Below are 13,833 nucleotides of genomic sequence, written 5' to 3' on the forward strand. Positions count from 1 at the left end.
ATTCAAAATTTTCATTCAAAGTGTCGTAAATACAAAACTTGCAAAATATTAGTGTATAACATATTTTAACATAATGTTACAAGACATTCAATCCTATATTATACTTTTATCATTATTCAGTATACTTTTTTAAATAGATTCTGTCAAATAGTATCCTTACAAGTATTGAACGATGCAAAACTGGTACCATTCGTCATTTATCTTCTGACCCTTTTAATCATTCCACTTATATATTATAGTTATAGTACTTATACAAACAATTATATGAATAAATGAGATTCAGGAGGCTGTTATGAAAAAAGATAGAATTACGAAATTAACTCTTGCTGCACTTATGGCTGCATTAACCTATGTAGCAACAACTATTGTAAAAATCCCATCCCCTACAAATGGATTTATTCATCCAGGTGATGGCATGGTATTTTTGTCTGGTATATTGCTTGGTCCTATATATGGAGCATTTGCTGCCGGAATTGGTTCTATGCTTGTTGACTTGCTTTCAGGCTACACCCAGTACGTTCTTGGAACCTTTGTAATTAAAGCACTGGCAGCTTTTACCTGTGGACTTCTCTACCGTGTCCTTTCCACTAGATTTCACAATGCTATCCTTCCCAGCATATTGAGTGGTCTTGCTGCCTCTTCCATTATTGTGCTTGGGTATTTTGGATATACCTATTTATTTCTAGGGATGGGAATATCTGCTGCTGCTGACATTCCAGGAAATATTATTCAGACCTTGTTTGGTACTTTTACAGTGACAATTATTTTTCCAGCATTGAAAAAAGCCAACATATTTACCTATATAACTCATTAAATACAGCATATTGCACATTCCAGTTTTTTGTTTTTAAAGAAACGCCCGCCTATTTTATGTGCTTTTTTTACATTGTATATAACGATTGTCCATACTAATCTTAGATTATTGTGTATTTTTAATAAAAAAAATAATTTAATGTGTTGAATGTAGTTACAATTTATGATAAAATAATTAAAACGGGGAATACAATAGAACATAGGGAGATGTGTTATTATAAATGAATTAAATATAATACTTGCACTACTCTCGTATAGTATCGAGCCTTTTATTTGGATTCGGATCATGTCAAAAATTTTTAAACCGAAATACTCAAACAGAATCTATTATTTTTCCGCTGGCTTCGGTATGTATTTGCTGGGAGTATTAAAGCAAGTTCTTGCATTTAGGATTCAGAATGACGTGATAAATCTAGTAATACCGATTGTTATGATTTCCTATACTATATTTTTAACAAATATTTTGTTTAAAAACACTTTATACTCACGGCTTTTATGTCTGGGAATTTTAAATATTGTGTCCATCATAACAGATATCCTTACAGTCGGAATATTATATGGAATTATACGTATTCCAATTAATGAAATTACCTCGTTCGGAACAATTAATGTACTAGCAAGCTTATTTGCCCGATTGTGTTACATAATTATTTGTGAAATGATTTTTACAATAAGCTTTCGAAAGTTAATTTCCCGATTACTTTACAATAAAGAAATTGTTCCTTTGATACTAAGCAATATAATTTTAGTTGTACCTAGTGTCGCTGTATTTAATAATAAAAAATTGATTGGAAGTAATGTTTCACTGTTATTCTTTTTCTTATTGGAACAATTTTTACTTGTAGGGATTACCATTTATGTAATAGTTTTATTTGACAGGCGGCAACAACGAGAGTTTAAGAATACTCTTCGTTTACAACAGATGGAACTAGAAATGCAAATGAATAAAGATATTATTGAAGTTACAGATAAATTGAGAGAATTACGACATGATATGCGATCACATTATGGATTAATAAAATCACTTGTTATTTCAAAAAAATATAATGAATTAGAGTCGTATATTAATGATCTGTACGTGGATATAGAAGTTGCAGAAGATATTTTTCTTCTTGATAATAAAAATGTCGCTATTTTATTAAATCAAAAGAAGAAAGCAGCTAAACAGCTAAAAATCAAGTTCTCTTCTACTATTACAGTTAATGATTTTAAAATGTCTGATGTTGATATTTGTTCGCTGCTCTCCAATTTGCTTAATAATGCAATTGAAGCCAATGAAAATGTTTCTGTGGAACAGCGCTTTGTTAATTTGGACATTCAGCTAGAGGAGGCTGGTTACTACATTATATGTAATAATTCATTAGCTGATATGCCCGTTTTTAGAAAAGGGAGCTTTATTACTACTAAACTTGATTCCTCAAATCATGGTTTAGGTGTAAATATTATTCGAAATATTGTAAAGAAATATCATGGCAACGTTAAATTTGATTTTAATGAAAATGAATTTACAGTAGAAATTTTTATTCCAAATGCTTCATAGGAGGTTTCGGATAAATGGAACTTAATATTATTATTTGTGATGATGACCAAGTAAGCTTAAGTATTAATCGAACTTACATTGAGGAATTCAGCAAGAAATTTAAGGTACGCCCCAATATTCAGTGTTTTAGTACCATTAATGCATCATTTAACAGTATTGTAAAAAAAGAAAAGATTGATATTGCCCTTTTAGATATTGATTTAAAAGATCATAGTGGTATAGAAGTTGCAAAATTAATTCAGAAAAATAGTCCATGGGCTGTTATTATTTTTATAACCAGTCATTCTGAGTACGCATTGGACGCCTTTGAATTATTTGCATTTGGATATCTTCAGAAACCGATTGAGCAATCTCGACTTGAAAAATTATATGCAAAAGCAATTGTTCAGGTACAAAGTATTAAAAATAAAAAGATAAGTGCTTGTATTTATTTTACGGTTAATAAGAATAATATTACGTTAAAACAATCTAGTATTATTTATATTGAAAAAATACAACAGAAAACAAGAATTGTTACTTTTAAAGAAACATACGAAATTTACGAAACGTTATCTGCTGTTGAAGAACGGTTAGAATATATTTTTGTACGAATAAGCCAAAGTATTATTGTAAATATGGATGAAATTCTATCTATGGACAAAAATACTATTTATATGAAAAGCGGACAAGAATTTCGCATCGGAAGAACATTCTTAAAGAATGTGAAAGATATTTATTCCAAGTTTCCTAAACACTAGATATACATACTAATGACAATAGCATAATTGACACATTCATGTTGAAAGGCGGTGTTTTTTATGAAAGAAACAAAAGATACTGTGAAAGCTGCAATTGTAAGCTTATCAGAACAAGTGGTGAAAAATAATGTTAACTGTGCATGTTGGTGGTTCTTACACCAACCGAAGTTGCCAAAAGGCGCAGAAAAATTTAAAAAGCATTAATTATTACCTAAAAACCTAATAATAGAGAGTCATGGAGGCATATCCTGTTTCAATGACTCTCTATTATTTTGCCAATATTTATATCTATTTTGCTATTATACGTCAATATTTTTATACAAATTCATATACTTGCGTGCAGAATTTATAATTTCTTCTTTATTTTTCATGCAAAAACTTGCCATATTGTTGCTATAAAATGCAAAATACATAGTTTGATTGCATAAATAAAATCTATAGTATATTATATAACCATACAAATGAGGTGCAAATTTATAAAGCATTATCATTTATATCTTCGCAAATTAGCACAAAAAACCTTTTAATTCTTATTAAATTAAGCCCCCTTAATAAGTATTATACCCCTCGTTTAAAGGCTGTGACCGCACACATCACAGTCTTTATTTTTTTGCTTTTATTGCACTAGTTATATCGTACAACCATACTTTAATATAATTCTATTAATAGCATATATTTTAGAGGTTATTATGGATATTGACGAAGAAAAAGAGAAAATAGTCAAATTTATTAAAGGAGGGCTTTTTGGGCTTTCTATTGTATTACTGTTTGCTTGTGGAATATATTATTTTCCTAAAGCAGTTGCAACCATTTCAAATCCTCCTGTTCAGGATGAAAAAAAGCTGCCTATTTATTGCGTAAACTGTCAGGAAAAAAAGGTCTCTTTAAGCTTTGATGCCGCATGGGGAAATGAAGACACCCGTGAAATACTTGATATTTTGGCCAAATACAATGTAAAAGTTACTTTTTTTATGACAGGCGGATGGATTGAAAAGTATCCTGATGATGTAAAGGCAATTGCCGCTGCTGGCCATGACCTAGGTAATCACAGTGAAAATCATAAGCAGATGTCTCAGCTCAGCCTTGAACAATGTAAAGAAGAAATTATGAAACCGCATGAAAAAGTAAAGGAACTGACAGGAAAAGATATGCTTCTTTTTCGTCCCCCTTATGGAGACTATAATAATACATTAGTAGATGCCGTTAAGGAATGTGGTTATCATTGTATTCAATGGGATGTTGATAGTCTTGATTGGAAAGATTATGGTGTAGATTCTATTATTAAAACGGTTTGCAACCATAAGCACTTGGGAAATGGTTCTATTATTTTATGCCATAACGGTGCTAAATTTACAAAGGACGCTTTAGCATCTATGATTGCTGGCTTGCAAGAGCAGGGATATCAAATTGTACCTATTTCAGAATTAATTTATACAGACAATTATTATATGGATCATGAGGGCAGACAATTTCTAAATCAATAATTTTTCTCTATAATTTTATAATTACTTTACAAAAATTAATAAGATTCCTATTTCATTTGTCCAGCTAATATGCTACAATTTAGTATATTAGCTGTTCATTTTCACATAAGATTTAAGAAGAGAAAGGGCGTGCACTTATTGCCTATGATGAAGAAAATAGTATCCGTCATATCCCGACTTTTATATGGGCGTTATGGAATTGATAAATTGTCCCTGCACATATTATATTTAAGCATATTACTATCCTTTATTAATGGTTTTTTCCGAACAATTAGTTTAAATATTATTACAACTTTGTTATTAATCGTATCTCTATTAAGAATCTTTTCCAAGAACTATAATCAGAGACGTTCCGAATCAACGAAATGGGAAAATTTCATTTTGTCAGTTCGCAATTTTTTTTGCAAATGCGGAAAACGCCTTAGGGATTTACCACACTATAAATATTATACCTGTATGAATTGCAGCCAAACTCTTAGAGTACCAAGAAAAAAAGGTACCATTGAAATCCGGTGTCCAAAATGTGGCTATTCATTTCGGGGACGAACCTAAAGTATTGTTTTCTATTAACTATAAGTAATTCAAGAATACCTTGTTCATTTACTATGTCAATATAAAAGGTACTAGAATCTCAAGTAAGAAACTCTAGTACCTTTTCATCTTATCTTAATTTCAAATACCAACCAATTAAAATGAAAACTTGCACTATCAGAATAGTGGGAATACCAATATAAAATTTGGGATGCTTGGTTTTATGGTGAAAAATCTGCATTCCCGCTATAGAACCTATACTTCCTCCAAGCACTGCCACAGCTAGCAGATTTCTTTCACGAACCCTCCACTTATGGTGCTGTGCACGCCTCTTATCTATATACATAAGAGTGAATCCTGTCAAATTTATAGCTCCTGCATATAGGAGCAGACTCATTCTTATAATATTTCCATCCCACATCGCCTGTCTCCTGCTTTCTACTGTTCCTGTTCCATCATTTCTATTGCAATGGCTAATTCTTTTAATTGTTTTGCATCTACTACATTAGGAGCATCTGACATGAGGCAGGATGCGTCTTTGACCTTAGGGAATGCAATTACATCACGTATGCTGTCTTCTTTTGCCATAAGCATAATCAGACGATCTAGTCCATATGCCAATCCAGCATGAGGTGGGACGCCATATTTAAATGCATTTAATAAAAATCCAAACTGTTCATACGCATCTTCCTTACTAAATCCTAATACCCCAAACATTTTTTCCTGAACATCGTTTTGATGAATACGAATACTGCCACCACCAAGCTCTGTACCATTTAATACGATATCATATGCTTTCGCACGTACTTTCCCGGGATCACTTTCCAATAAATACAAATCCTCTTCCATTGGCATGGTAAAAGGATGATGCATTGCAGTAAAACGGTTTTGCTCCTCATCCCATTCTAACAGTGGAAATTCTGTTACCCATAAAAATCGATATTCATTTTTATCTAAAAGTCCTAATTGACTGGCAATCTCCAAACGAAGAGCACCTAACACATTATATACTACCTTATTCTTATCCGCTGCGAATAGCAGTAAATCGCCGTTTTTACCATCCATTGCTTCTACTAAAGCATTCATTTCCTCTGGCGTCATAAACTTGGCGAAAGAGGATTTGTAGCTTCCATCTTCTCCAATTGCAATGTATGCCAGTCCCTTTGCACCATATCCCTTTGCAAACTCTACTAATGCATCGATTTTCTTACGTGGCATTGCCCCCTGTCCTTCTGCATTAATACCACGCACGCTTCCTCCAGCTTCGATTGCATTTTTAAATACAACAAATTCAACATTTTTCACAACCTCTGTTACATCTTTCAGTTCCATCCCAAATCTTAGATCTGGTTTATCAGAACCAAACCGATCCATTGCTTCTTGCCATTTCATTCTCTGTATTGGAAGTGAAATTTCGACATCTAAAATTTCTTTAAATACTTTTTCCAGCAATCTTTCATTCACATCTAAAACATCATCAACCTCTACAAATGACATTTCCATATCTATCTGAGTAAATTCTGGCTGTCTGTCTGCCCGTAAATCTTCATCGCGAAAGCACTTGGCAAGTTGAAAATACCTATCGTATCCAGAACACATTAACAGCTGCTTAAAAAGCTGAGGTGACTGAGGCAATGCATAAAAATTACCTGGATGTACACGACTTGGCACCAAATAATCTCTTGCACCTTCTGGGGTACTTTTATTCAGCATCGGAGTCTCAATTTCTAGAAAACCTTCCTCACTCAAAAACTGACGTACCAACGTGGCTACTTTACTTCTCATAATAAGATTTTTTTGTAAATCAGGCCTTCGTAAATCAAGATAACGATATTTCAGCCGAAGTTCTTCCTTCGTCTTACTATCCTCTTCAATTGGAAATGGCGGTGTTTCAGCCTCTGAAAGTATTCTAACAGATAATGCACGTACTTCAATTGCACCTGTTGTCAAATTTTCATTTACGGCACCAGAACGCTCTACCACATTTCCTTCCACTGCAATTACAAATTCACTTCTCAGCTTTTCAGCTTTGGCAAAGTTCTCACTACCACATTCACTTTCTTCAAAAATTAATTGTAAAATACCAGAACGGTCTCTCAAATCTACAAAAATAATTCCGCCCTTATTTCTGCTTTTCTGTACCCATCCCATCACGGTTACCTTTTGTCCAATGTTTTCCTGGGAAACCTCGGTACATCTATGACTTCTTCGCATACCCATCATTGATTCTGACATAATTGTTCCTCCTACTGTTCTTTCCTTAAAAAGTACTCACTTATTTGACTTAATTCTACCTCTGTCTGTTCATGCGTATCCATATTTTTAATCGCTGCTTTATTATTGGCAATCTCATCTGCACCAATTACAACTGTATTCTTTGCTCCAATTTTATTAGCAAATTTCATCTGTGCCTTTACACTGCGATCCAAATAATCCGTTTCAACAATGATACCATTTAAACGCATTTCATTCACAATCTGATAAGCTGCTGCTTTTGCTTCTTTTCCCAAAATTCCCATATACAAAGAAATCTCTGGTTCTGGCTGAACCATAACCCCTTCCTTCTCCAGAAAATAAATAATTCGTTCGATTCCCATTCCAAAACCAGCAGATGGAATATCTTGCTTTTCATCTATTTCATGAACCAGATTATCGTATCGTCCACCACCACAAAGTGTAAAGCCTTCGCTGTTAACAAATTCAAAAACTGTCTTTGTATAATAATCAAGCCCCCTCACAATTCCTGTATCAATTTCATACGGTATGTTGAGACTTGTAAGAAGATTCTGCAACTCATCAAAATGCTCTCTGCACTCTTCGTCCAGGTATTCAATAGTGCGTGGTGCATTAGCCACAATTTCTTTACAGGCAGGCACTTTGCAATCTATTACGCGCAATGGATTTTTCAACATACGTTCCTTGCAGGTAGGACAAAGCTGATTTTCATATTTTTTCAAATACGCTAACAATGCCTCGTTATAAGTTTTGCGGCAATTAGCACAGCCAATGCTGTTAATGTGAAGTTTTGCATCCTTCAGTCCAATTTTCTTGATAAAGGTTGTAATTAAAGAAATTAATTCAACCTCCACTAGTGGGCTTTTTGAACCTACTATTTCTACTCCAAACTGATGATGCTGTCTTAATCTTCCACTCTGTGGCTGTTCATATCGAAATGCCGGTGTCACATAAAACATTTTAATTGGCTGACTCTGTGCATATAAATTATTTTCCAGATAAGCGCGGATTGCCCCCGCAGTACCTTCTGGTTTCAGCGTAATACTTCTGTCACCCTTATCCATAAATGTATACATCTCTTTTTGTACCACATCTGTTGTTTCACCTACACCTCTTTGAAATAAAACAGTATGTTCAAAAACCGGTGAAATAATTTCCTTTATATTATATACTTTGCATAAATCTCTTGCTAATTTTTCAATTACCGTTCTTTTATGCATTGATTCACCATACCAGTCCTGTGTCCCTTTTGGTCTTTGCGTAATCATAGTCTTCCTCCTTATCTCTTATGCATTTACCTATTCCTGCTATGAATCAACTCGCCTATATGGGCAAAATTACTAGAATTAATCAGGCTTTGAAAAGCCAGAAAAACACTCATATCAAAGTTTTTTACTTCATCTATCATCAACTCTAACGCTACTTCTATATCAAAAGCTTCTCGATAAGGACGATCAGATACCAAAGCAGCAAATACATCGCAGCAGCGTATAATTCTTGCTCCCCATGGAATATCATCTCCCTTTAAATTACCTGGATAACCACTTCCATCATAATTTTCATGGTGATGATAAATTGCCTCAAGAATAAAAGGTGAAAACCCTTCATTCTCAAGAATCTGCCTACTAAAAGTAGGATGCATCCGGACATATTTAATTTCCTCAATTGACAGGGCATCCTTCTTTCGGCCATATAGATATTTGCTAAGCTTTAGTTTTCCAATATCATGCAGCATTCCTGCCAAAGCCATTTCCTTGCAGAAGAACTCGCTTTCACCCAATTCCTGGGATAAAAAATAAGCCAGATTACTTACCACCATTCCATGATCAATAGCATATTGTAAGTCTTCCCTTATCGCTTCATCCAAATCATCTTCATCAAGTATAATATTTTGTTTAGCAACAGACATTGTATTCCCCTTCTATGAAAGCTCTCTTTCTTTCAATCATTTCGTCAATTCGTTCCACATAATCTTTTACACTTTTAACATTTTCGATCCGTTCAATTCTTGATCCATCTGGAAAAACAAACTTACAGGCAGCCCCTGCTCCTAATGCTAAAATAGTATGCTTTTCTTCCATAATCAGAATATTATAAAGCCCCTCTTTTCCGTTTTTAGCATAACCAATATTTTCTCTGCTGCTGTTGCTGCTTCCTGTGGTGTTCTTCTGGCGGTATAAATAATACGGTTCCATTTCATTCTCTTTTGCGTATTTATGACCTAATGCAATCATCTTTTCCACGTCACCAAAATGAAACTCTTCATATCTTTCTCTCTTCATATTCAAAATGGCGGCTCTTTTTAGTACCAGCGAATGAACTGTAATGCTGTCGGGATTTAGTTTCTTTATTTCATCAAATGTATGCATCACATCCTCAACCGTCTCATTAGGCAGTCCCACAATCAAATCCATATTAATATTACGAAAACCTATTTCCCTGGCAAGAAAGAAGGTATCCTTCACTTGTTCCACCGTATGGCATCGTCCAATCACATCTAACGTAGTCTGATTCATGGTCTGAGGATTAATAGAAATTCTTGTCACACCAGTTTTTTTCAATACCATTAATTTATCTTGGCTAATACTGTCGGGCCTCCCAGCCTCTACCGTAAATTCCTTTACAAAGGACATATCGAATGTTTCTTTGATTTTTCCAATTAAACGTTCTAATTGAAATGCCGTCAAAGTAGTTGGCGTGCCGCCTCCTATGTATATAGTAGCCAGCTTTTTCCCATTTAAACAAGCACCTGCATACTGGATTTCCCGAAATAATGCATCCAAATACTGTTCCACATAGGACGAAAATAATTTGAGTGAATACGATGTAAAGGAACAATATAAGCAAGTTGTTGGACAAAAGGGAATACCCACATATAAACTGTAGCTTTCCTTATAGTCTATATCTTTTAGAAGTGAAAGTTCCTTTTCCACAATATCTACTCCCAAGCGTGCTTTATCCTCAGAACATAGATACCACTTCTGCATCCTTTCTCTTGCCTCTTCCTTTGATATTCCAGATTCCACCAATTCCATCGCAAGCTTAGTTGGTCTGACACCAGTCAGTGCTCCCCATGGAAGTACATCACCTGTTACTTCTGCCAGCACTTCATATAAAGTACGCTTCAAAATATTTTTAAATTCTCTTTTTGGTTCTCTGACAAGCTCACTTGTCCTTTTAACAAGCACATTGTCAGACTTGATAAAAGAAACGGTAATATTGGATTCTTCTAAAAAAATCCAGATTTTTTCCGTTTCCCCTGTAATTTCATCTGTTCCAATTGTAATTTTTTCTTTTGGAAAGAATGCCTTTACTAATGCTTGTATTTCATAAGAAAATACATCTTCTGATAATAAAACGTACATAATATCTCCTGTCTGTCAACTAATTGAAATCAAATCCATTCACATATGGGTTGTTTTTCTTTTCATATCCTATCGTTGTACTATCTCCATGTCCTGGCAGAACAATTGTTTTTTCCTCAAGTCCAAACAATTTTTTATTAATAGAAGATACAATCGCTGAACTATTACCCGTTGGCAAATCCGTTCTTCCCACTGATTCTAAAAATAAAGTATCACCACTAAATAATACTCCTTGTTGTTCAAAGAAAAAGCAAACAGAGCCTTTTGTATGACCTGGAGTATGCAGCACCTTAATATCACAATCAATTAAATGCAACATTTCATTATCCCGAAACACATGTTCAACTGAGACTGAATATGTTTTTGCAATCATACCAGAGCAATTCATTATGGAATCCTCTACAATTTCCTTTTCTTCTGCATGACAATATATAGGAGCATGATACGCTGTTTTTAATTCACTTGCAGCTAAAATATGATCAAAATGACCATGTGTTAATAGAATAGCCTCTAGTTTTAATGAATTATCTTTTAAATATTTGTCAATGACACAAAATTGATCTGCTGGATCAATCACAATTGCTTTTTTCGTTTCTCCATGGCTTACGATAAAGCAATTTGTCTGTACCATTCCAAGAATAAATAACTTTATTTCAATTGGCTCAACTCGTAAAATATCTCCCATTTTTCTTTTCCCTTCCATCTAATCAGCCTGAGGTTCTTTCAATGTCAATAACCCCTTCAACACTACGAAGCTTTCCTGTTATATTACTTAACTGTTCTACTCCCTGAATTTCAAATCCAACACTAATTGTAGCTGTTCCCTGCTTACTTGTGCGGACAGTCATAGAAGTTACATCAATTCTATTTTCTGTAAATGCCTTAGAGACATCCACAAGCACACCACTTCTATTTTTTGCATAAATCCTAATTTCAGCTGTATAAAATTCATTTTCTGACTTGCTGGTTCCAACCCGCCATTCTGCTTCGATTAATCTTACTCTGTCCTCTTCTGGCAAGTTAATAACATTGATGCAGTCTGTCCTGTGAATGGATACTCCTCTTCCTCGTGTAACAAAACCAATAATTTCGTCTCCAGGAACAGGGCTGCAACATTTTGAAAATCTTACTGCAACATCATGGATTCCTTCCACCACAATACCACTTTTGGATTTACTTATCGCAGCAGGCTTATTGTCCTTAACCTCCTGGACAGTTTCCATTACTTTTTCATCTGTAATTTCTTTCCTATGTTTCTTCAGGTAACATTCTTGAAGCTTATTAATAACCTGACCTTCCTTAAGTCCGCCATGGCCTACAGCAGCATATACAGAATCCCAGTCTCTGAAACCATACTTCGTCATACATTCATTCATAAACTCTGGTTTCAGTAAATCACTCAATACAATGGTTTTTGACTTACAATAAGACAACAGCATATCTTTCCCTTTTATAATATTGTCTTCCTTTAATTGTGTTTTAAACCATTGATTAATCTTATTCTTTGCTTGTGTGCTTTTAACCTGCCAAAGCCAGTCTCGACTAGGTCCTCTTGAATTTTGTGAAGTCAGGATCTCAATTCTGTCTCCATTCTGTATTTCATAATTAATATTTACCAGTTTGCCATTAACCCTTGCACCCACCATTTTATTCCCTACCGCACTATGGATACTATAAGCAAAATCAACTGGGGTCGAACCTGTAGGAAGATTTTTAACATCTCCTGAAGGTGTAAAACAATATACACTCTCTGAAAATAAATCCAAATCACTCTTAATCAGACTTAAAAACTCTTTATTATCTGACATTTCCTGCTGCCACTCTAAAATCTGACGCAGCCATGTTAGTTTAGCTTCTTCACTGTCCTTGCTGTTCTTTCCATCATTTCCCTCTTTATATTTCCAATGAGCCGCTATACCGTATTCTGCGATACGGTGCATTTCATAGGTTCTAATTTGGATTTCGAACGGCTGACCAGTAGGACCAATTAAAGTTGTATGAAGCGACTGGTACATATTTGCTTTTGGCATTGCAATATAATCTTTAAATCTTCCCGGAATTGGTTTATACATTTCATGAATAATTCCCAAAGCTGCGTAACAGTCTTTTACAGACTCCACTATAATCCGCACGGCAAATAAATCATAAATCTGCTCTAACGTTTTATTTTGATTTACCATCTTGCGGTAGACACTAAATAAATGCTTTACTCTGCCATCAATATCTGCATCAATATTGGCATTGTTTATATGCCGGATTACTTCATCTACAATCTGGTTGACAAAAACTTCCCGATCACATTTCTTAACATTAATTTTTTGAAGTAAATCCGCATATACTTCTGGCTCCAGATATTTTAAACACAAATCATCCAGTTCAATTTTAATTTTAGAAATACCAAGACGCTGGGCAATGGGAGCATAAATATCCATAGTCTCTCTTGCCTTTTCCCTTTGCTTTTCTGGCTTCATATACTGTAACGTACGCATATTATGAAGACGATCCGCAAGCTTTATTAAAATTACCCGTATGTCCTTTGCCATTGCTAAAAACATCTTCCTCAAATTCTCTGCCTGTAATTCAACCTTATCAGAAGAATAATTCAAATTAGTTAATTTGGTTACTCCATCAACTAATAATGCTATCTCCTCACTAAACTGAACCGCTAATTCTTCAACCGTACACACGGTATCCTCTACTACATCATGTAATAGCCCTGCAACAATTGTTTCCTTATCTAATTCCAGTTCTGCCAAAATAATAGCAACACAGATTGGATGAATAATATATGGTTCTCCTGATTTTCGAAATTGTTCTTTATGTGCCTCATATGCAATTGAATATGCTTTTTCAATCATGGAAAGATCAGCAGAAGGATGATAACGCTTTATCGTATCTATTAACTTGTTATATAAGATCTCCGGGTCTGTAAAATCGGCTGGAGCAGTTAATGCGGTATGACTTTTTCTCACTAATTTTTTATTAACATCAAGTCCATTGCCAATTATATCCATGATATCACCCCTAGTTTAGAATATTCTATTATTATAATGATTTTTTTGCAAAAAATCAATTGCTTTATTGAATAATGTCTTTTTACCATAAAAAAACAAAAGAAACACTTATTT

The 13,833-nt window shown here is 34.3% G+C and carries 12 protein-coding genes; 5 read left to right on the top strand and 7 right to left on the bottom strand.

Translation table 11 applies throughout. The annotated features are described in order from the left end of the window. The first annotated feature begins 292 nt into the window (after window positions 1-292). The 5 genes from BM305_RS05320 to BM305_RS05340 all read left to right on the top strand — a co-directional run bounded on the left by BM305_RS05320 (window position 293) and on the right by BM305_RS05340 (window position 4,574). Window positions 293-814, top strand: coding sequence for an ECF transporter S component (locus BM305_RS05320; protein WP_092559663.1), 522 nt, complete (start codon window positions 293-295; stop codon window positions 812-814). 285 nt (window positions 815-1,099) lie between these two features. After that, window positions 1,100-2,353: a sensor histidine kinase gene (locus BM305_RS05325; RefSeq protein WP_092559664.1), complete on the top strand. Its 1,254-nt coding sequence runs from the start codon at window positions 1,100-1,102 to the stop codon at window positions 2,351-2,353. A 14-nt stretch (window positions 2,354-2,367) separates the two neighbouring features. Further along, the gene (locus BM305_RS05330; protein WP_092559665.1) at window positions 2,368-3,090 is read left to right on the top strand and encodes a LytR/AlgR family response regulator transcription factor; all 723 of its coding nucleotides are present in this window, start codon (window positions 2,368-2,370) and stop codon (window positions 3,088-3,090) included. 60 nt (window positions 3,091-3,150) lie between these two features. Further along, on the top strand, window positions 3,151-3,294 hold the full coding sequence (locus BM305_RS05335; RefSeq protein ID WP_092559666.1) for a cyclic lactone autoinducer peptide: 144 nt from the start codon (window positions 3,151-3,153) through the stop codon (window positions 3,292-3,294). A 485-nt stretch (window positions 3,295-3,779) separates the two neighbouring features. Beyond that, entirely contained in the window at window positions 3,780-4,574 is a 795-nt protein-coding gene (locus BM305_RS05340) for a polysaccharide deacetylase family protein (RefSeq protein ID WP_092559667.1), read from the top strand. A 661-nt stretch (window positions 4,575-5,235) separates the two neighbouring features. Here the strand turns inward: BM305_RS05340 and BM305_RS05345 are convergent. The 7 genes from BM305_RS05345 to BM305_RS05375 are packed head-to-tail and all read right to left on the bottom strand — an operon-like array spanning window position 5,236 to window position 13,719. Next, the gene (locus tag BM305_RS05345) at window positions 5,236-5,526 is read right to left on the bottom strand and encodes a DUF1294 domain-containing protein (RefSeq protein WP_242940465.1); all 291 of its coding nucleotides are present in this window, start codon (window positions 5,524-5,526) and stop codon (window positions 5,236-5,238) included. 17 nt (window positions 5,527-5,543) lie between these two features. After that, a complete protein-coding gene (gene aspS / locus BM305_RS05350; protein ID WP_092559668.1) occupies window positions 5,544-7,340 on the bottom strand; it encodes an aspartate--tRNA ligase in 1,797 nt (598 codons plus the stop codon). Window positions 7,341-7,351: 11 nt separating this feature from the next. Next, window positions 7,352-8,608, bottom strand: a complete 1,257-nt coding sequence (gene hisS / locus BM305_RS05355; protein ID WP_092559669.1) for a histidine--tRNA ligase — start codon at window positions 8,606-8,608, stop codon at window positions 7,352-7,354. Between the two features lie 26 nt (window positions 8,609-8,634). Continuing rightward, window positions 8,635-9,249: an HD-GYP domain-containing protein gene (locus tag BM305_RS05360; protein WP_143099130.1), complete on the bottom strand. Its 615-nt coding sequence runs from the start codon at window positions 9,247-9,249 to the stop codon at window positions 8,635-8,637. Then, window positions 9,236-10,705 carry a coproporphyrinogen dehydrogenase HemZ gene (hemZ, locus tag BM305_RS05365; protein ID WP_092559670.1) on the bottom strand — a complete coding sequence of 490 codons (1,470 nt, stop codon included), beginning with the start codon at window positions 10,703-10,705 and terminating at the stop codon, window positions 9,236-9,238. Before hemZ ends, BM305_RS05360 begins: the two co-directional genes overlap by 14 nt. Window positions 10,706-10,724: 19 nt before the next feature. Beyond that, window positions 10,725-11,408 (bottom strand): MBL fold metallo-hydrolase, encoded by a 684-nt coding sequence (locus BM305_RS05370; RefSeq protein WP_242940466.1) that lies wholly within the window; start codon window positions 11,406-11,408, stop codon window positions 10,725-10,727. A gap of 4 nt (window positions 11,409-11,412) precedes the next feature. Continuing rightward, a complete protein-coding gene (locus tag BM305_RS05375) occupies window positions 11,413-13,719 on the bottom strand; it encodes a RelA/SpoT family protein (protein WP_092559671.1) in 2,307 nt (768 codons plus the stop codon). Window positions 13,720-13,833: the final 114 nt, after the last annotated feature.

The sequence above is a fragment of the Anaeromicropila populeti genome (assembly GCF_900112775.1).
In the GTDB taxonomy this organism is placed as follows: domain Bacteria; phylum Bacillota; class Clostridia; order Lachnospirales; family Lachnospiraceae; genus Anaeromicropila_A; species Anaeromicropila_A populeti.